Raw genomic sequence first — 18,939 nt, 5'->3', positions numbered from 1 at the left:
CGCTACCTTTAATCGTATGCAAGACCCATAGCTTCACGGACCTCACGCATGGTTTCCTGAGCAACCTTACGCGCCTTGTCACCGCCATCCGCAATGATCGAGCGCAATAAGCTAGGATCATCTAGATACTTTTGTGCCCGCTCAAACATCGGTTGTTGCTCAGCAAGAATGGCATCAATCACCGGCTGCTTACACTCAAGACAACCGATACCAGCAGACTTACAGCCCTTGTCAACCCACTGCTTGGTCTCTTCATTGGAATAGACCGTATGTAGCTGCCATACTGGGCAACGGGCTGGATCGCCAGGATCAGTGCGACGAACCCGAGCTGGGTCAGTTGGCATAGTTCTGACTTTCTTGATCACATCCTCTGGCAACTCACGGATACCGATGGTATTTCCGTAAGACTTAGACATTTTCTGACCGTCAATTCCAGGCATCCGAGAAGCAGCCGTTAGTAAAGCTTGTGGTTCTGGAAGTATGATCTTACGCGAACCCTCCAAGAATCCAAACAATCTTTCACGATCGGCCATAGAAAGACTTTGTGCTTCTTGCAACAAAGCCTTTGCTTGCTCTAATGCTTCATCATTGCCACGCTCCTGAAAAGCAACACGCAATTCTGCATACATCTTGGCGCGTTTACTTCCCAGCTTCTTCACTGCTTCCAGAGCTTTTTCCTCAAAGCCAGGCTCACGTCCATATAAGTAATTAAAGCGCCGCGCTACTTCACGTGTCATCTCAACGTGTGGAACTTGGTCTTCACCAACTGGTACAAATTGCGCGCGATAGATCAAAATATCCGCTGACTGCAATAAGGGATAGCCTAAAAAGCCATAGGTTTGCAAATCTTTTTCTTTTAATTTTTCAATCTGGTCTTTATAGGTAGGCACCCTTTCAAGCCATCCCAATGGGGTTCCCATGGAGAGCAATAAGAAAAGCTCTGCATGCTCAGGCACTTTGCTTTGAATAAATAAGGTTGCTTGATTCGGATCCACGCCAGCAGCTAACCAATCAATCACCATATCCCAGACAGATTGCTCTATGACATCTGGAGTCTCATAGTGAGTTGTTAGAGCATGCCAATCTGCCACAAAGAAGAAGCAAGGATATTCTGACTGCAAGCGCACCCAGTTTTTTAAGACGCCATGATAGTGTCCTAGGTGTAAGTTACCAGTAGGTCGCATGCCAGAGAGAACGCGTTCAGCAAACATCTTATTTTTATCTTTAATTAATTAATGAAACACAGACCAAACAGGGGTAAGGTGTTCGGGCAGCAGCGGTAAAACTCCTAAATCAATATGGCTTTCAGAGGGGTCATGAAAGTCTGATCCACGAGAAGCTAAAAAACCATACTGCTTAGCAATTTTTCCATACTCCTGATACTGATCAGGGCTATGACTTCCTGTAATAACTTCTATTCCAGCTCCACCATGGTCTTTGAAGAATTTGAAAAGCTCATCCCTTTGGATGGCATTGAGTTTATAACGTCCTGGATGGGCAATGACTGCAACGCCCCCGGCTTGCCGAATCCAGTGAATAGCCTGATCTAAGCTAGCCCAACGGTGCGGCACAAACCCAGGCTTATCTTCCACTAAATAGTTTTTAAACACCTGTTCAGTATCTTTGCAAACACCCTGCTCCACTAAAAAACGCGCAAAGTGTGTTCTAGAAATCAAATCATGATTGCCGGCGTAATGCAATGCACCCTCATAAGCACCTGGAATACCAACCTTAAGTAATTGCTCGGCCATTTGTTTAGCGCGATCACCGCGACCTTCGCGCGTACGTTTTAGACCATCCAAGATGCCCGCATCTTGATGGTCAATTCCTAGACCTACGATATGAATGGTTTGCCCCATCCAGGTAACAGAAATCTCTACGCCAGCTAAGTAATCCATTTTTAATGCAGCAGCTGCGGCTTTCGCACGTTCTTGACCACCTAACTCATCATGATCAGTTAAGGACCATAACTGCACTCCATTTGCATGAGCGCGCTGCGCAAGTTCTTCAGGCGTTAAAGTGCCATCAGAGACTACTGAATGACAGTGTAAATCGGCATTAATGGCTGAAAATGAACTCATGACCCTATTTTAGGTCAAGCTGGTATCGATTACACGACGGGGTGCATCTAGGTAGTCGCGGGACTGCATTTCGATCAAACGGGATACGGTGCGTGAAAACTCACTCGTAATTTGGCCTTCTGTATATAAATCAGGCGCCGGAACCTCGGCAGAGAGGATCAGCTTATTTTTATGGTCATATAAAACGTCAATCAGCCAAATAAAACGCCTAGCCTCATTTGTCATTCTGGGGGGCATATAGGGCACTCCCGACAAAATGACGGTATGGAATTGCTTAGCAATTTCCAGATAATCATTTTGAGAGCGTGGGCCACAGCATAGCGTTTGAAAGTCAAACCAGACCACGCCATCCGCCATATGAAGTGGCCGCAATTCTCTCGATTCAATATTAAGTACCGGTTTCCTTACTTCTGGTTGATGGCCAATTAAGCCATGAAACATATCTAGCAAGCGTTGATCTGTCTTCTCATTCAAGGGGGTTAAATAAGCTTCGACTTGCGCCATCTGCACACGGCGATAGTCATTCCCAGCATCCACATTGAGTACCTCCAATTGTTCCTCAAGTAATTTGATTGCAGGTAAGAGGCGATCTCGATGCAATCCATTCGGATAAAGTTGATCGGGACGGTAATTTGAAGTCATCACAAATTGCACACGATCAGCAAATAGTGCACTGAGCAAGCGATACAAAATCATCGCATCAGCGATGTCATTGATATGAAATTCATCAAAACAAATTAAACGATAGCGACTAGCGATACGCTTAGAAAGTTCATCTAATGGATCTGCCAAGCCGGACAGTTCATGCAATTCTCGATGCACTTCACGCATAAATTCATGAAAATGAATGCGAACTTTTTTCTCTAATGGAGATGCCTCATAAAAACAATCCATCAAGAAAGATTTGCCGCGACCTACCCCACCCCAAAGATATAAACCTCGAGGTAGCTTAGGCTTGAAGATTTTCTTTTTTAGGCTATTGCTACGGATTTCTTTATATGCAATCCACTCATCCTCGCACTGCTGTAATCGCTCAACAGCACGAAGCTGCGCGGGATCACTTTGATACCCGCGCGCCTTTAACTCTTGATGGTAAAACTCAATGGTTTTCAATTACATATTTAATGCGCGTTGATCCGTCGCTAATGCTGCTTCGCGCATCACTTCTGACAAGCTTGGATGCGGATGACAGATACGTGCAATATCTTCAGCTGCAGCTTTGAATTCCATTGCAACAGCGGCTTCAGCAATTAAATCTGAAGCATTTGCACCAATAATATGAACGCCAAGAATCTCATCCGTTTTGGCATCAGCCAAGATTTTGATAAAACCATCAGCACGGCCCATACCTAGTGCGCGACCATTAGCTGCGAATGGAAATTGACCAACCTTATAAGCAACGCCAGCTTCTTTAAGTGCTTGCTCTGTTTTGCCAACCCAAGCAATTTCAGGATCGGTGTAGATAACCCAAGGAATACAGTTGTAATCAATGTGGGGCTTTTGACCTGCAATCACCTCAGCAACCAATACGCCTTCATCTTCAGCCTTATGAGCCAACATCGGACCACGTACCACATCACCTACAGCGTAAACGCCAGGCGCAGCAGTAGCGCAAGTATGGTCATCAATTGGAATGAAACCACGTTCATCTACTTTTAAGCCAATCTTGTCTAGGCCCAACTTATCAGTATTGGGAACACGACCAACTGAAACAATTAAGCGATCACATTCCAATTTAACTGCTTTGCCAGCGCTATCAGTGTAGTTAACCACTACACCCTTCTTATCCGCTTTCACATCACCGATTTTCACACCCATATTGATGTTCAAGCCTTGTTTGGAGAAAAGCTTTTGCGCCTCTTTAGCAATACCTTGATCACATGCCGCCAAGAATGTTGGCAATGCTTCAAGTACTGTTACTTCAGATCCAAGACGACGCCATACAGATCCAAGCTCCAAACCAATCACGCCCGCACCAATCACGCCGAGTTTTTTAGGCACTGAATCAAACTTCAGCGCACCCTCGTTATCGCAAATGAGAACGTTATCGACTGTGAGACCTGGTAAATGACGTGCTTTAGAACCAGTGGCAATAATGACGTTTTTAGCTGTTACTGTTTCTTTATCCTTACCATCAATCTTGACTTGATAGCCATCAGCGCCCTTACCTTCAAAAGAAGCGTGGCCCTTTAACAAAGTAATTTTGTTTTTGCGGAATAAATACTGAATACCACCAGTCATTTTGGTAACGATGTCATCCTTACGGGCAACCATCTTCTTGGAGTCAATGCTGACCGAGCCCACTTTGATGCCATGGTCCGCTGCATGATGGCCAATCTTCTCAAACTCTTCAGAAGAAGCTAATAAAGCCTTAGAAGGAATACAGCCTACGTTTAAGCAAGTACCGCCCAAGCGTGGCTCACCTTTAGGATCATCATAGGCATTCGATTCAGCACAGGCAACTTTAAAACCGAGTTGCGCTGCACGAATAGCGGCGATGTAGCCGCCAGGGCCACCACCAATTACGAGAACATCAAAAGCTTGGCTCATGATCTTCCCTTCTTACAAATCAAGGAGGAGACGTGAAGGATCTTCCAAAGCATCCTTCATGGCAACCAAACCAAGCACAGCCTCACGACCGTCAATGATGCGGTGATCATATGACAAAGCAAGGTAATTAATTGGGCGCACAACAACTTGACCGTTCTCAACTACAGCGCGATCCTTGGTGGCATGGATACCCAAAATCGCAGATTGCGGTGGGTTGATGATTGGGGTGGAGAGCATAGAGCCAAACACACCGCCGTTTGAGATGGAGAATGTACCACCAGTGAGCTCCTCAATGGAGAGCTTACCTTCGCGAGCTTTAGTGCCAAACTCAGCAATCTTCTTCTCGATATCAGCCAAGTTCATTTGGTCAACATCGCGCAAGATTGGGACAACCAGGCCACGTGGTGAGCTCACTGCAATACCGATATCAAAGTAACCGTGGTAAACGATGTCATTGCCATCTACAGAAGCATTCAGTAATGGGAATTTCTTGAGCGCATGAGTAGCTGCTTTTACAAAGAAAGACATAAAGCCTAACTTCACACCGTGCACTTTTTCAAACTGGTCTTTATATTTATTACGCAATGCAATCACTGGACCCATATTGACTTCATTAAATGTGGTCAAAATGGCATTGTTTGCTTGTGACTCAAGTAAACGCTCAGCGATACGAGCACGTAAACGGCTCATTGGTACGCGCTCTTCTGGGCGATCACCCATTGGCATTGGTGCGCTTGGTAATGCGGCAGACTTAGTAACGCTAGAGCCTGCATTCAATGCATCACCCTTAGTAATACGACCATCACGTCCAGAACCAGCTACCTGGCCAGCATCAACGTTTTTCTCAGCAAGGATTTTTGCAGCTGAAGGAGAAGCAGCTGCACCAGCGGTCTTTGCTGGGGCTGCAGCTTTTGCAGGTGCTGAAGCAGCAGCAGGTGCGGCAGCCGCAGGAGCAGCAGCGGCAACAGCAGTGCTATCAATCTTGGCGATCAATTGCTCGGCAACAACAGTGCCGCCGTCACCGACGATGATTTCTGTCAATACGCCAGCAGATGGAGCAGGAACTTCTAGCACCACTTTGTCTGTTTCGATTTCGATCAAGATCTCGTCTTGACCGACGGCATCGCCGACTTTCTTTTTCCATTGCAATAAAGTTGCCTCAGCAACAGATTCAGAGAGTTGGGGAACTTTAACTTCAAAAATAGCCATGATTAATCCTAGTGATATGTATGTAGAGTAATGAGAACGATTATTTCGTTATCACGTAACCTTTAAGTTTGGCAAATGCCGCTGTGAGCAATGACTTCTGCTGCTCTTGATGGAGATGGGCATAACCACATGCTGGTGAAGCTGATGCTGGGCGACCTGCATAACCCAACTTCATACCATCAGACATGCCTTCCAAAATATTGTGTTGCACGAAGAACCATGCGCCTTGGTTTTGCGGCTCATCCTGGCACCATACAATTTCTTCTAATTTTGGATATTTCTTGATCTCAGCAGCAAGCGCTTTATGCGGGAATGGATACAACTGCTCTAAACGAATAATTGCAGCATCCTCAATCTTCTTGTCGGCACGGGCTTTTACTAAATCGTAATAGACCTTACCGGAGCACATAATTAAGCGAGTCACCTTCTTCGCATCAATAGAATCATCTCGCTCACCTATTACAGTCTGGAATCCACCTTTAGTGAATTCAGATAAAGGTGAGGCAGCCTCTTTGTTACGCAATAAAGACTTAGGCGTAAACAAGATCAGCGGCTTACGGAACTGACGAATCATCTGACGACGCAAGACATGGAAAATCTGTGCAGCAGTAGTAGGCTGAATCACCTGCATATTGGTATCAGCGCACAACTGCATAAAACGCTCAAGACGCGCAGATGAGTGCTCTGGACCTTGACCTTCGTAGCCGTGCGGCAACATCATGACCAAGCCGTTTGCACGACCCCACTTCACTTCACCAGAAGCGATAAATTGGTCAATTACTACCTGAGCACCATTAGCAAAGTCGCCAAATTGCGCTTCCCAGATCGTGAGTGTGTTTGGCTCTGCTGCAGCATAACCATACTCAAAACCGAGAACCGCTTCCTCAGATAGGATGGAGTCAATCACCACAAACGGGGCTTGATCTTTAGTAACGTGCTGAAGCGGAGTGTAAGTACCAATATCCCACTTCTCACGGTTTTGATCATGCAATACAGAGTGACGATGGGTAAAAGTTCCTCGCCCGCTATCCTCACCAGATAAACGAACTGGATAGCCACTGGCCACCAAAGAAGCGAAAGCCATGTGCTCACCCATACCCCAGTCGATATTCACTTCTCCGCGACCCATGGCAGCACGGTCTTTGTAGACCTTCTCAACCAATGGGTGGGCTTTGAAATTATCTGGAATGGTGGAAATCTTCTCTGCCAAACGCTTCCACTCAGTTAATGGAATAGCAGTATCCGCTTCGTCGGTCCATTTCTTATTTAGGAATGGCGACCAATCAACAGCAAACTTTCCTTTGAAATTACTCAAGACTGGATCAGAGGTTTGTTTGCCCTCATCCATGGCGGCACGGTATTCCTTGACCATCAAGTCACCAGTACCTGCCGGCAGAACCCCTTGGGTTTCTAATTTATCAGCGTAAACCTTACGTGTACCAGGGTGTGCTGCAATGATTTTGTACATCAAAGGCTGAGTCATCGCAGGTGAATCTTGCTCGTTATGACCTAGCTTACGGAAACAAACAATATCAACCGCGACATCTTTATGAAACTTAGTGCGGAACTCAATAGCCAACTTGGTCGCCAAGACAACTGCTTCTGGATCATCACCGTTTACGTGCAATACGGGCGCATCAACAATTTTCATGATGTCGGTGCAATACAAACTTGAGCGTAAATCGCGAGGATCTGATGTGGTGAAACCAATTTGATTATTAATCACAATATGGAAAGTGCCGCCGGTGGAATATCCGCGAACCTCTGACATTGCCAAAGTTTCTTGCATGACACCCTGTCCAGCAATAGCTGCATCACCATGAACCAACACTGGCAATACTTGCTCACCCAATAAATCACCACGACGCTCCATACGAGCACGAGCAGAACCTTCAACAACTGGGTTGACAATCTCTAAATGGGATGGGTTAAATGCCAATGACAAATGGACTGGACCTGCAGGTGTAGAAATATCACTGGAGAAGCCTTGGTGATATTTAACGTCACCTGCTGGCAATGTTTCAGGGCCCTTGTGCTCAAACTCGGCAAACAAATCTTTAGGCATTTTGCCTAAGGTATTAACCAAGACGTTCAGACGACCACGATGTGCCATACCGATCACAATCTCTTGGACGCCTTTGGAGCCTGCTTCACGAATCAACTCATCCATACAGGCAATAAAGCTTTCACCGCCCTCTAATGAGAAGCGTTTTTGTCCAACGTACTTTGCCTGAAGATAACGCTCCAGACCTTCTGCCGCTGTAACGCGATCCAGAATCTGACGCTTCTCATCCACATTAAAACGGGGCGTAGAGCGAATGGACTCTAACTTCTCTTGCCACCATTTCTTAATTTTTTGGTCCGCAATGAACATGAACTCAGCACCAATCGTGCCGCAGTAAGTTTCACGTAAAGCCTGGAGCAAATCGCGCAAAGTCATTTCTGACTTGCCGAAGAAAGTATTACTGGTATTGAAGACGATATCCATATCGCCATCAGTAAAGCCATAGAAAGCAGGATCAAGCTCAGGAATATCCTGGCGCTCCGTACGCTTCAGTGGATCAATATCAGCCCAGCGATTACCGACGTTTCTATACGCGGCAAGTAATTGCTGAACAGCAACGCGTTTACGGCCCATTTCTGAGTCGGCCGAATCAGAAATTGTTCTGATGGGGCCCTGCATCGCGCGCTCAGCAAATGAAGCAACAATAGGTCCGTGTGCAATATCGGTTCTAGATGAACCATCTACTGCAGGAACTTGTTTCACGTTATCAAAATAGTCTCGCCAATGCCCTTCAACAGAAGTCGGATCGTGCAAGTAGGATTCGTAGAGCTCTTCTACATAGGGGGCGTTTCCGCCGAAGAGATAGGAGTTATCTCTTTGGTCCTGCATCATGATGCTCACCTTTCATCGGGTTTCCCGAATAAAAACTGTGGTTATAACCATTCGCTAAGCGGCTAAACCGTTTCACGAATTGCTCTGTGCAAATACATTTACTACCCTCGTAATTTAACACGATTACCCATTGATTTATAAAGGGCTTTCCCTGATTTCCTGTAGATTGGGGGATTTCCCTAGAAATAAGGGATTAATAAGAATTTTCCTACTACCCTTTCAATATTGCCCGACAGATACAAACATATTTGATTCTTATTCTCTAAATCTTCAATTAGATTAATAAAAATAAAGGGAAATATGAAAACAATTACCCCAGATATGGAATATCTCAGTACCAGGCAGAGCGCTAAGGTGCTGCAAGTATCTCTAGGCACTGTCCAAAAAATGGTGGAACTAGGTGAATTAATCGCCTGGAAAACCCGTGGGGGCCATAGGAGAATCTTGGCAAGCTCGCTCGAACAACAGCTTCAGCGTCGAAAACGGGCAATGAGGCAAAAATCAACTCTCAATTGTGTTGCCTTAGGCATATTTAGAAGAGCTGAGAATAGTGAAGAATTATTGGAAGCCTCTCAAGAATGGCAATTAAAGGTGGAAATGGAGGTGGCGATTGATAGTCTTGAGGGTCTAATGAAGGCCGTATCTATCGCCCCAGACCTTATCTTCTTAGATGCCCTCATTCCCCCTATTGAACAGGTGCATCTGATCCATTATCTTAGTAAAAACAAGGACACACAGCGTATACCTATACTAGTAGATGAAGGTTTTATCAGACTCCATCCTGGGATCGTTACCCTTATCGATGAAAATAGTGGTGCTAAGCCACCCTTATCTGAAAACATCAAAATAGAGCTTGAAAAGGGCTTAATTGAGCTTAATCCATTCATTGTTGCCTACCCAGCCACCAATCCGGAACTTGATCCAACATGGTCTCATCGTAGCCGCCATGAATTACTAGAAACGGTATTTGTTGAGGCTCTTGCTAGGAAGTGTCTCTAGTAAAAAAGGCCACTTTAGCAGCGGCCTTTTAATTAATCCTTTACTATCAATAGCTTATATAACAAAGCTACTACGATCTCTACCCTCAATCCACTTAGGAGCCTTTCCACGACCAGTCCATGTTTCACCTGTAGAGGGGTTACGGTACTTAGGAGCCACCTTGCCACCCGCGCTCCGAATCCCCGTTTTGCGGCTAAATAGGTCCGAAGCGGTTAAATGGTACTGCTCAATAATCAGCTTTGCCTTAGCAATGCCGTCTGCCTTCTCGTGTGCAATAGCCTCTTTGATCTGTCTATCTAATTGTTCACGCTGGGCCAAGAGCTCTTTATAAGAAGCCATAAATTCATACTCTCCAAATAATAGTTTATGTCAAATAGCAGTAAATACACTATTTAAAGAATTAATTATATATAAATTAATTAACTTAGCAATATAAAGAATTATATACCTATATTAAATCTCAAATAATCAGGGTAATTAAAATATTATTAATATATTAATTATAAATTCTATGCTTAATAACTAAGCATTCGGCTTTCTTAGGACAAATGTGCCACTCGACTTAGCGGTAATCTCCCCTGCTTCGTTTAATACAACTGCTTCGCAATAATTAATAGACTTTCCAGATTTGAGGACCGTACCCTCAACTGCAATCCGGCCCACAGTGGGACGCAAAAAGCTAATGGTCATGTCGATGGTGATTGCGCCTAAGGGATGATTCATGCTGCTCCGGGCAGCAGCAGCCATAGCAAAATCCAATAAGGTCATGATCACACCACCATGAGCGACACCAAAGCTATTTTCATGCTCTGCTTGCATAGTTAATGTGATGCGCGACTTACCGTTTTCAGCGTATTCAGGCACAACTCCCAAATGATCTAAGAAGGGAATTGTTAAACCAAAATATTGGGTGGGCTTTTGTTTGGCAGTCATAAAAGAAGGAACTAAAAGAGGTCAGAAGAAATGAATTGGTCGGGGCGAGAGGATTTGAACCTCCGACCACTTGCACCCCATGCAAGTACGCTACCAGGCTGCGCTACGCCCCGACGAAGACAAAATTGTATCAGTACTACTTAGAGAGAATATTGAGAACGGCTAGCAATTCATCGCGAAGCTTGAGCTCGCCGCGAGCTTCTTCGAGACGATTTCTAGCGCCGCTAATAGTGAAGCCTTCTTCATAGAGCAGCGCCCTAATCTTTCGAATCAAGACCACTTCATGATGTTGATAATAGCGACGATTGCCTCGACGCTTCTGGGGATTAAGCTGCGAAAACTCCTGCTCCCAATAGCGCAGCACATGCGAACGTACACCACAAAGATCTGCCACCTCACCAATGGTGAAATAACGCTTAGCAGGAATAGGAGGGAGTTGAGAGCTCAGCAGTGCCGAGCTTGCATCAAACTCGGTTTTCTCGAGCATGCGACTCCACTACATCTTTTAGCTTTTGACTTGCATGAAAGGTAACTACGCGTCTCGCTGCAATCGGAATCATTTGACCTGTTTTAGGATTTCGGCCAGGGCGAGCCGATTTATTGCGCAGCTGAAAATTACCAAAACCAGATATCTTTACTTCAACACCTGCCTCGAGAGAATGGCCGATGCGGTCAAAGAATGCATCAATCATATCTTTGGCTTCACGCTTGTTTAACCCAACCTGATCAAAAAGTGCCTCTGAAAGCTCATTCTTGGTAACGGTATCGTTCAGATTTAAGTCGCTCATGCCGATTCTCTTCTAACTTTTTTTTAATATTGATGTAATAGTAAACCTAGCGCAAGCGAGCTGCGCATTTTTTTTCTACTGCGCCTAATAATAGGGTCATTACTGCGTCAATTTGGGCATCTTGTAATGTTTCATTAGGGTTTAACAGGGTGATACGGAAAGCCAAACTCTTTTCATCTTCTGCCATGCTACCTGAACCAGCCTTTGGTTTAAATTCATCAAAGAGCGCAATGGTTTGAACAAAATTTTGTTTGGCGCTCATCATGGCATCTAACAATGATTGCGCAGAAACGGATTGTTTTACAACGAGAGCTAAATCACGCTGCACTGCAGGAAACTTACTTAATTCTTGCGGGATGGGTAAACCCAAATCACGAATGGGCTCTAAGTCCAATTCAAATAGAACCGGTGCTTGTGGCAACTCATAGGCTTGTTGCAAGCCAGGGTGTAATTCCCCAATCCAGCCTACCGCAAGTAAACCGGTGGGGGATTTCAAAAGCACTTGAGCACTACGACCTGGATGCAGCGCTGGATGTTGTGCGGCTTGAGTTACAAAATAGAGCGGATCCAAGACTCGCTCTAGGTCGCCCTTAACGTCAAAGAAATCTACCGCCTTAGTTACGCTACCCCATTGCTCAGGGACTGAACATCCATAAGCTAATCCACCAATCTTCTGTGCTTGATGAAAGCCAGCCACTTTGCCAGCTTCTTCTTGCACATTAGCATCGCGCTTAAATACTCGTCCAGCCTCAAACAGGCGCACACGACCTGCACCGCGATTTAAATTGGCTTTAAGGTTAGCTAACAAGCCACCCCATAAGGTACTGCGCATCACCCCATATTGGCTAGCAATCGGATTAAGGACGGCAATGATGTCTTTTTCAGCGGCACCAGTTAAGCGCTGCTCACTCTCAAGATCAGTGAAACCAAAATTCACTGCCTCTTGATAGCCCTGCAAGGCTAAACGTTGACGCAGCAAATGGATACCCCGTTTTGCTTCAGCCTTGGCACTCATTTTGAGTGTAGCTACTGGTGGAGTATCTGGAATATTTTCAAAGCCGTACATGCGCGCGACTTCTTCTATTAAATCTTCTTCGATTTCAATGTCAAAACGATAGCTTGGGGGCGTCACAATAAATACATCACCCTCTTGCTTGAATTCAAAACCAAGACGCCTGAACACATCCGCAACTATTTCATTAGTCAGCGAAATACCGATGACTTTTTCTGCTCGTGCTAAACGCATTGAAACAGGCTTACATTCAGGTAAATTGAAAATTTGGTCGTCTATAGGACCAGCTCGACCCCCACAAACTTCAAGAATCAAGGCAGTGATGTAATCAAGGGCAGAGACTGTAGCCAGAGGGTCAATACCACGCTCAAAGCGATGTGCCGCCTCACTATTGAAATTGAAATGCCGCGCTCTACCTCTTATGGCTGAGGGGAGCCAGAATGCAGCCTCAACATAAATATTGGTTGTGCTGTCGCTAACAGCGCAATGACGACCACCCATTACACCAGCTAAAGCAGCGGGACCAGATTGATCAGCAACTACAGCAACATTCAGAGTATTGCCAGCAAAATTGGGGGCGGCGGGTTGAACTACTTGTCCGTTCAACAACTCCAGACTTTCGCCTGGACGTGCCCAACGAACCTCTATATCACCTTGTAATTTATCAATATCAAAAACGTGGCTTGGCTGCCCAAGTTCAAGCATGACATAGTTTGACAAATCAACTAAAGCGGAAATACTTCTCTGCCCTGCACGAGATAATCGCTGGACAATCCAATCTGGCGTTTTTGCTTGCGGGTTTACACCACGAATAAGGCGACCCGAGAATCTTCCACATAGATCATCGCTTAGAATATTCGCCTTGTATTTCTCATCAATACTGATAAGAGGCAAGGATGGTTTTGGCAAATGAAGCGGCGCACCAGTAATAGCCGAAACCTCTCTAGCTAGCCCTATTAAAGAGAGGCAATCGGCTTTATTTGGAGTTAGCTTAACTACAAATATTTGATCATCTAGATCAAGGTATTTACGAATATCTTGACCCACTGGAGCATCTTCAGGCAACTCCAAAATGCCTTCGTGGTCATCACCAAGACCAAGCTCACGACCGGAGCACAACATACCTTGGCTTTCTACGCCACGGAGTTTGCCAACTTTGATCATAAATGGCTTGCCACCCGCTTCCGCTGGAGGCAACTCTGCACCTACCAGAGCGCATGGAATTTTGATGCCAGCACGTGCATTGGGTGCACCACAAACAATTTGCAATTCTTGACCAGTACCAACATCTACCTTACATACGCGCAAACGATCTGCATCCGGATGCTGCTCAGCAGACAGAATCTGAGCAACCACAATCTTGGTAAATGCAGGGGCAACTGAATGCTGCTCTTCAACCTCTAAGCCAGCCATTGTCATTGCGTGACCTAATGCATCGCTATCAAGCGAAGGGTTTACATACTGACGAAGCCAAGATTCAGAAAATTGCATAGCGCGATCTAAGATTAAATAATATGGTTATGCAGGGAACTGCGCTAAGAAACGTAAATCATTTTCAAAAAAGAGACGCAAGTCATCAATGCCATAACGCAACATCGATAAGCGCTCTAAACCAGAGCCAAATGCAAATCCGATATAGCGCTCTGGATCAATGCCCATATTGCGCAACACATGAGGATGAACCTGCCCCGCTCCAGAAATTTCTAACCAACGACCAGCCAATTTGCCGCTAGCAAAAGCCATATCAATTTCAGCAGAAGGTTCTGTGAATGGGAAATAGGAAGGACGGAAACGAACTTGCAACTCATTCGTTTCAAAGAAGGTTCTTAAGAAATCGGTATAGACACCCTTGAGATCCGCAAACGAAACGTTCTCTGCAATCCATAAACCCTCTACCTGATGAAACATAGGTGAATGGGTTGCATCGCTATCTACACGATAGGTTCTGCCTGGTGCAATCACCTTAATTGGGGGCATTACATCTGCGTTAGCGTATTTCTTAACATGCTCACTCGCATAACGAACCTGAATCGGACTGGTATGGGTGCGCAATAACAAAGGCTTCCCATTCGAATCTTTGCCATCAATGTAAAAGGTGTCCTGCATTGATCGTGCAGGATGGTTTTCTGGACTATTTAAGGCTGTGAAATTAAACCAATCGGTTTCAATCTCAGGCCCATCAGCAACATCAAAGCCAATAGAGCGAAAGATCTCCTCAACACGTTCCCAGGTTCGCATCACAGGATGCAAACTTCCTACCGCTTGGCCACGGCCAGGCATGGAAACATCGATAGACTCAGCTGCAAGACGCTGCATCAATACCGCATCAGCCAGAGCTTGGCGACGCTCTTGTAATGCAGCCTCTACTTGGGTCTTGATTTGATTAATTTGGGCGCCAGCACTCTTACGCTCCTCAGGCGACATTCCACCAAGCGCTTTTAAACGCTCAGTGAGAACACCTGATTTACCGAGATACTTGGCTTTCGCGTCCTCCAGAGCCGCCGCATCGGCAGCTCCGAGGAAATCACGTTTAGCATCCTCGACAATTTGGTCGAGAGAAACCATTGCAGCTTAGTTTTTAAAAACTAAGAATTAAGCTGCAGCGTTTACTACGGATTTGATCCGAGTAACCAAAGCAGCAAAAGCCGCTTTGTCAGCAATGGCCATATCAGAAAGCACTTTGCGGTCGAGTTCGATCGCAGCTTTCTTCATACCATTCATGAATACGCTATAGGTCATGTCATGTTGACGAACTGCCGCATTGATACGGGCAATCCACAAAGCGCGGAATACACGTTTCTTATTACGACGGTCACGATATGCATATTGACCAGCACGCATAACCGCTTGCTTAGCAATACGGAATACGTTCTTACGACGGCCGCGGTAACCTGTTGCGGCATCGGTGATTTTTTTATGACGGGCTCTTGCTGTAACCCCACGTTTGACTCTTGGCATTTAATTCTCCTAATCTAGTCTGAGGTTAAGCGTAAGGAAGCATGGAGCGAATTGACTTAACGTCTGCCTTCGCAACTTCAGTGGAACCACGTAAATGACGCTTGTTCTTTGTGGTCTTCTTGGTGAGGATGTGGCGTTTGAAAGCCTGACCTCGTTTAATCGTTCCGCCTGCGCGAACCGTGAAGCGCTTTTTAGCGCTACTCTTGCTCTTCATCTTGGGCATAAAGCACCCCTTCTTCTACTTGTGCAACATAGGTGGTAACCGACGGTTACTCTTCCTGTACCCAGAAGCACTTCTAACTGCCAGCACTTTTCAGTGCCTCCCTACATAAGAAAAAGATAATTCCTGCGAATTGCCTTTTTACTTAGCCTTACGAATGGGGGCTAGTACCATCACCATCTGGCGGCCTTCCATTTTTGGAAACTGTTCGACTTGGCCATGCTCTTGCAAATCCAACTTCAAACGTTCCAACATTCTTGCTCCGATTTCTTGGTGGGCCATTTCACGACCCCGAAACCGCAACGTAATCTTTGTCTTATCGCCATCTTCTAAAAAGCGGATTAGATTGCGTAGCTTCACACCGTAGTCACCATCATCAGTGCCGGGACGGAATTTAACTTCCTTCACCTGAATCACTTTTTGCTTCAGCTTTGCTTCATGCATCCGCTTGGCTTCTTGGTACTTGAATTTGCCAAAGTCCATAATCCGGACTACAGGTGGAACAGCGGTAGGAGCAATTTCAACCAGATCGGTCTCTTTCTCTTCTGCTGCAGCCAAGGCTTCACTCAACTTAACTACACCGATGGGCTCTCCATCAATTCCAATCAAACGCACTTCAGGAGCAGTAATTTCCCGGTTAATGCGCTGCAATTTTTCAGTAGCGATCTTCTTAATTCCTTTAAAAAAACAATAAAAACCGTTCTAACCCTAGCTAGGCTCGGGTCCGACTTTTTGGGATATATCCTGCTGGAGTCGGGCAACGAAGGCATCAAGAGGCATTACACCTAAATCCACTCCGCCACGGGCACGAACGGCTACCGTATTACTTTCAGACTCTTTATCACCTACAACTAGCAAAAATGGGATCTTCTGTAATGCGTGCTCGCGTATTTTATACGTAATTTTCTCGTTCCGCAAATCAGATTCGACTCTAAACCCTTGTTTTTTCAGCAATTGCTGCACTTGTTGTGCATATGCAGCAGAATTTCCCGAGATATTTAGGACTACAGCCTGAGTAGGAGCAAGCCAAACGGGCATATTCCCAGCGTGGTTTTCGATCAAAATGCCAATAAAACGCTCTAAAGAGCCCACTATTGCCCTATGGAGCATCACTGGGGTCTTACGGCTGTTGTCTTCAGCTACATATTCAGCGCCTAAACGGGCTGGCATTGAGAAATCAACCTGAATCGTGCCGCACTGCCAAGTACGGCCAATTGAGTCTTTCAGGTGGTATTCGATCTTTGGACCGTAAAAAGCACCCTCTCCTGGCAACTCTTCCCATTCTTGGCCAGAGGCCTTTAATGCTCCACGCAGTGCTTCTTCCGCCTTCTCCCAAATGGCATCGTCGCCAACGCGTTTTGCAGGGCGTAAAGCGAGCTTCACGGCTACTTCGGTAAAGCCAAAGTCCTGATAAACAGCGCGGACCGCTTTATCAAAGGCGGCAACTTCTGACTGAATTTGATCTTCGGTACAAAAAATATGACCATCATCTTGCGTAAAGCCGCGCACGCGCATCAAGCCATGCAAAGCACCCGATGGTTCATTGCGATGACATTGACCAAACTCACCAAAACGTAATGGCAACTCACGATAGCTATGCAAACCGGAGTTATAAATTTGTACATGGCCTGGACAGTTCATCGGCTTTAATGCATAAGCACGGTTCTCCGACTCCGTCGTGAACATATTTTCTTTATAGTTTTCCCAGTGACCAGACTTTTCCCAAAGACCGCGATCCAATATCTGGGGCGCCTTGACTTCTTGATAGCCCTCTTGTTGATACACGCGTCGCATGTACTGCTCAACTTCTTGCCAGATTGACCAGCCTTTTGGATGCCAGAAAATTAAACCGGGCGCTTCTTCTTGGAAATGAAATAAATCGAGTTGCTTTCCTAAGCGACGATGATCTCGCTTCTCAGACTCTTCAAGCATATGCAAATACGCATCTTGATCTTCCTTGCGCAACCATGCAGTTCCGTAAATTCGCTGCAGCATCTCATTTTTACTATCGCCACGCCAGTAAGCACCAGCAAGCTTCATCAGCTTAAAGACTTTTAACTTACCCGTAGAAGGTACGTGCGGACCTCGGCATAAGTCGGTGAACTTGCCTTCTGCATATAGAGATACATCTTCGCCTTGCGGAATACTCGCAATTAATTCTGCTTTGTAATCTTCGCCCTGATCTTTGAAGAACTTGATCGCTTCATCGCGCGGCAATACGCTACGAGTTACTAGCTCATCTTTTTTGGCGAGCTCAGTCATTTTCTTTTCAAGCGCAACTAAGTCATCTGGTGTGAATGGACGATGGTAAGAGAAATCGTAATAAAAACCGTTCTCTACAACTGGACCAATCGTGACCTGCGCTTCAGGAAATAACTCTTTCACAGCGTAAGCCAATAAGTGTGCCGTGGAATGACGCACAATTTCTAAAGCCTCAGGACTCTTATCGGTAATGATCGCCAGCTGACTATCTTTGTCGATCAAAAAGCTGGTATCCACCATCTTGCCGTCAACAATGCCACCTAAGGCAGCTTTTGCAAGCCCACTTCCAATACTTTGAGCAACATCCGCTACACGAACGGGAGCCTCAAACTCACGTTTTGATCCATCGGGCAGAGTAACTACAAGCATGACAACTCCATCTTATTTACCGAACTTCATTTAATACATCGCTCAAGAAAAAGAAAGCGCGGCAGCCGTTGAGCATCCGCGCCTCTTTGGGTCTTATTCGTTGGTAGGCTCGATTGGACTCGAACCAACGACCCCCACCATGTCAAGGTGGTGCTCTAACCAACTGAGCTACGAGCCTAAAGTTATCATTTTACCTTATCTTATCGATAGAGTCAGATGCTTACATAAGATATGGGGATTTAGGGTGCCAAAGACTCGTCAGCCAAATCACTGGGGATTTTAATGGCGCGGTAAATAAGGATGAATCTTGAAAAGATAATTACAATTAAGAGGGAAATTGCAATTTGGTCAAGCATTCCAGCAAAATTTAAACGCCAATTTAAAGAAACTACAGTCACAAGAAAAATATCAAGAGCAATCACCGCTGACTGTATGACGATAAAAAGTCTTTTCCTTGCTAAGCTGGGATTTTGAAATAGCAAGAAAGCTGCAAGAGCAGACGTTAAGAAAACAATAATCGGTTGAAAAAAATCCAGCGGCGGCATGTGAAATGAATAATCATCTGGAGGTATGAAACTGATCCAGTTTATAAATTCAGTCAACAATAGGATACCCACTAAAATTTCGGGAATATGTTTTTTATCTTCCACCATGATGCTAAT

18 protein-coding genes and 2 tRNA genes are annotated in these 18,939 nt (G+C 45.4%); 1 reads left to right on the top strand and 19 read right to left on the bottom strand.

The window, feature by feature from the left end:
* Window positions 1-8 precede the first annotated feature (8 nt).
* Genes ICN41_RS10090 through ICN41_RS10065 form a run of 6 tightly spaced genes read right to left on the bottom strand, consistent with a single transcriptional unit; the run spans window position 9 to window position 8,736 of the window.
* Window positions 9-1,211 carry a tryptophan--tRNA ligase gene (locus ICN41_RS10090; RefSeq protein WP_216292803.1) on the bottom strand — a complete coding sequence of 401 codons (1,203 nt, stop codon included), beginning with the start codon at window positions 1,209-1,211 and terminating at the stop codon, window positions 9-11.
* Window positions 1,212-1,232: 21 nt separating this feature from the next.
* Complete coding sequence (locus ICN41_RS10085) at window positions 1,233-2,081, bottom strand: 3',5'-nucleoside bisphosphate phosphatase (RefSeq protein ID WP_216292802.1); 849 nt, start codon at window positions 2,079-2,081, stop codon at window positions 1,233-1,235.
* A gap of 9 nt (window positions 2,082-2,090) precedes the next feature.
* Window positions 2,091-3,194 (bottom strand): cell division protein ZapE, encoded by a 1,104-nt coding sequence (gene zapE / locus ICN41_RS10080; protein WP_216292801.1) that lies wholly within the window; start codon window positions 3,192-3,194, stop codon window positions 2,091-2,093.
* Entirely contained in the window at window positions 3,195-4,631 is a 1,437-nt protein-coding gene (gene lpdA, locus ICN41_RS10075; RefSeq protein ID WP_216292800.1) for a dihydrolipoyl dehydrogenase, read from the bottom strand.
* 12 nt (window positions 4,632-4,643) lie between these two features.
* On the bottom strand, window positions 4,644-5,840 hold the full coding sequence (gene odhB, locus ICN41_RS10070; protein WP_216292799.1) for a 2-oxoglutarate dehydrogenase complex dihydrolipoyllysine-residue succinyltransferase: 1,197 nt from the start codon (window positions 5,838-5,840) through the stop codon (window positions 4,644-4,646).
* 40 nt (window positions 5,841-5,880) lie between these two features.
* Window positions 5,881-8,736, bottom strand: a complete 2,856-nt coding sequence (locus ICN41_RS10065) for a 2-oxoglutarate dehydrogenase E1 component (protein ID WP_216292798.1) — start codon at window positions 8,734-8,736, stop codon at window positions 5,881-5,883.
* Between the two features lie 300 nt (window positions 8,737-9,036).
* Between ICN41_RS10065 and ICN41_RS10060 the strand changes: the two genes are divergently transcribed.
* A complete protein-coding gene (locus ICN41_RS10060) occupies window positions 9,037-9,735 on the top strand; it encodes an excisionase family DNA-binding protein (RefSeq protein WP_216292797.1) in 699 nt (232 codons plus the stop codon).
* 54 nt (window positions 9,736-9,789) lie between these two features.
* On the opposite strand, the gene ICN41_RS10055 is transcribed toward ICN41_RS10060, so the two are convergent.
* From ICN41_RS10055 to ICN41_RS09995, 13 genes are all read right to left on the bottom strand, one after another.
* On the bottom strand, window positions 9,790-10,074 hold the full coding sequence (locus ICN41_RS10055) for an H-NS family nucleoid-associated regulatory protein (RefSeq protein ID WP_216292796.1): 285 nt from the start codon (window positions 10,072-10,074) through the stop codon (window positions 9,790-9,792).
* A 183-nt stretch (window positions 10,075-10,257) separates the two neighbouring features.
* On the bottom strand, window positions 10,258-10,668 hold the full coding sequence (locus tag ICN41_RS10050; RefSeq protein WP_216292795.1) for a PaaI family thioesterase: 411 nt from the start codon (window positions 10,666-10,668) through the stop codon (window positions 10,258-10,260).
* A gap of 36 nt (window positions 10,669-10,704) precedes the next feature.
* A tRNA-Pro gene (locus ICN41_RS10045) sits at window positions 10,705-10,781 on the bottom strand.
* Between the two features lie 23 nt (window positions 10,782-10,804).
* Window positions 10,805-11,155 carry a MerR family transcriptional regulator gene (locus ICN41_RS10040; RefSeq protein ID WP_216292794.1) on the bottom strand — a complete coding sequence of 117 codons (351 nt, stop codon included), beginning with the start codon at window positions 11,153-11,155 and terminating at the stop codon, window positions 10,805-10,807.
* The gene (locus ICN41_RS10035; RefSeq protein ID WP_216292793.1) at window positions 11,133-11,456 is read right to left on the bottom strand and encodes an integration host factor subunit alpha; all 324 of its coding nucleotides are present in this window, start codon (window positions 11,454-11,456) and stop codon (window positions 11,133-11,135) included. The genes ICN41_RS10040 and ICN41_RS10035 overlap by 23 nt, the downstream gene beginning before the upstream one ends.
* A gap of 46 nt (window positions 11,457-11,502) precedes the next feature.
* Entirely contained in the window at window positions 11,503-13,959 is a 2,457-nt protein-coding gene (pheT, locus tag ICN41_RS10030) for a phenylalanine--tRNA ligase subunit beta (RefSeq protein WP_216292792.1), read from the bottom strand.
* A gap of 27 nt (window positions 13,960-13,986) precedes the next feature.
* Window positions 13,987-15,033 carry a phenylalanine--tRNA ligase subunit alpha gene (gene pheS, locus ICN41_RS10025; RefSeq protein WP_216292791.1) on the bottom strand — a complete coding sequence of 349 codons (1,047 nt, stop codon included), beginning with the start codon at window positions 15,031-15,033 and terminating at the stop codon, window positions 13,987-13,989.
* Window positions 15,034-15,060: 27 nt separating this feature from the next.
* Entirely contained in the window at window positions 15,061-15,426 is a 366-nt protein-coding gene (rplT, locus tag ICN41_RS10020; RefSeq protein ID WP_011902675.1) for a 50S ribosomal protein L20, read from the bottom strand.
* 25 nt (window positions 15,427-15,451) lie between these two features.
* Window positions 15,452-15,649 (bottom strand): 50S ribosomal protein L35, encoded by a 198-nt coding sequence (rpmI, locus tag ICN41_RS10015; protein ID WP_011902674.1) that lies wholly within the window; start codon window positions 15,647-15,649, stop codon window positions 15,452-15,454.
* A 138-nt stretch (window positions 15,650-15,787) separates the two neighbouring features.
* Window positions 15,788-16,312 carry a translation initiation factor IF-3 gene (gene infC, locus ICN41_RS10010; RefSeq protein WP_216292958.1) on the bottom strand — a complete coding sequence of 175 codons (525 nt, stop codon included), beginning with the start codon at window positions 16,310-16,312 and terminating at the stop codon, window positions 15,788-15,790.
* A gap of 42 nt (window positions 16,313-16,354) precedes the next feature.
* Window positions 16,355-18,277: a threonine--tRNA ligase gene (gene thrS, locus ICN41_RS10005; RefSeq protein WP_216292790.1), complete on the bottom strand. Its 1,923-nt coding sequence runs from the start codon at window positions 18,275-18,277 to the stop codon at window positions 16,355-16,357.
* Between the two features lie 101 nt (window positions 18,278-18,378).
* Window positions 18,379-18,455, bottom strand: a tRNA-Val gene (locus ICN41_RS10000).
* A 61-nt stretch (window positions 18,456-18,516) separates the two neighbouring features.
* Window positions 18,517-18,930: a hypothetical protein gene (locus ICN41_RS09995; protein ID WP_216292789.1), complete on the bottom strand. Its 414-nt coding sequence runs from the start codon at window positions 18,928-18,930 to the stop codon at window positions 18,517-18,519.
* Between the last annotated feature and the right edge of the window lie 9 nt (window positions 18,931-18,939).

Source organism: Polynucleobacter sp. 15G-AUS-farblos (assembly GCF_018882445.1).
GTDB lineage: Bacteria > Pseudomonadota > Gammaproteobacteria > Burkholderiales > Burkholderiaceae > Polynucleobacter.
The sequence above is the reverse complement of the archived record's forward strand: the minus strand, read 5'-3'. Positions and strand labels throughout refer to the sequence as shown.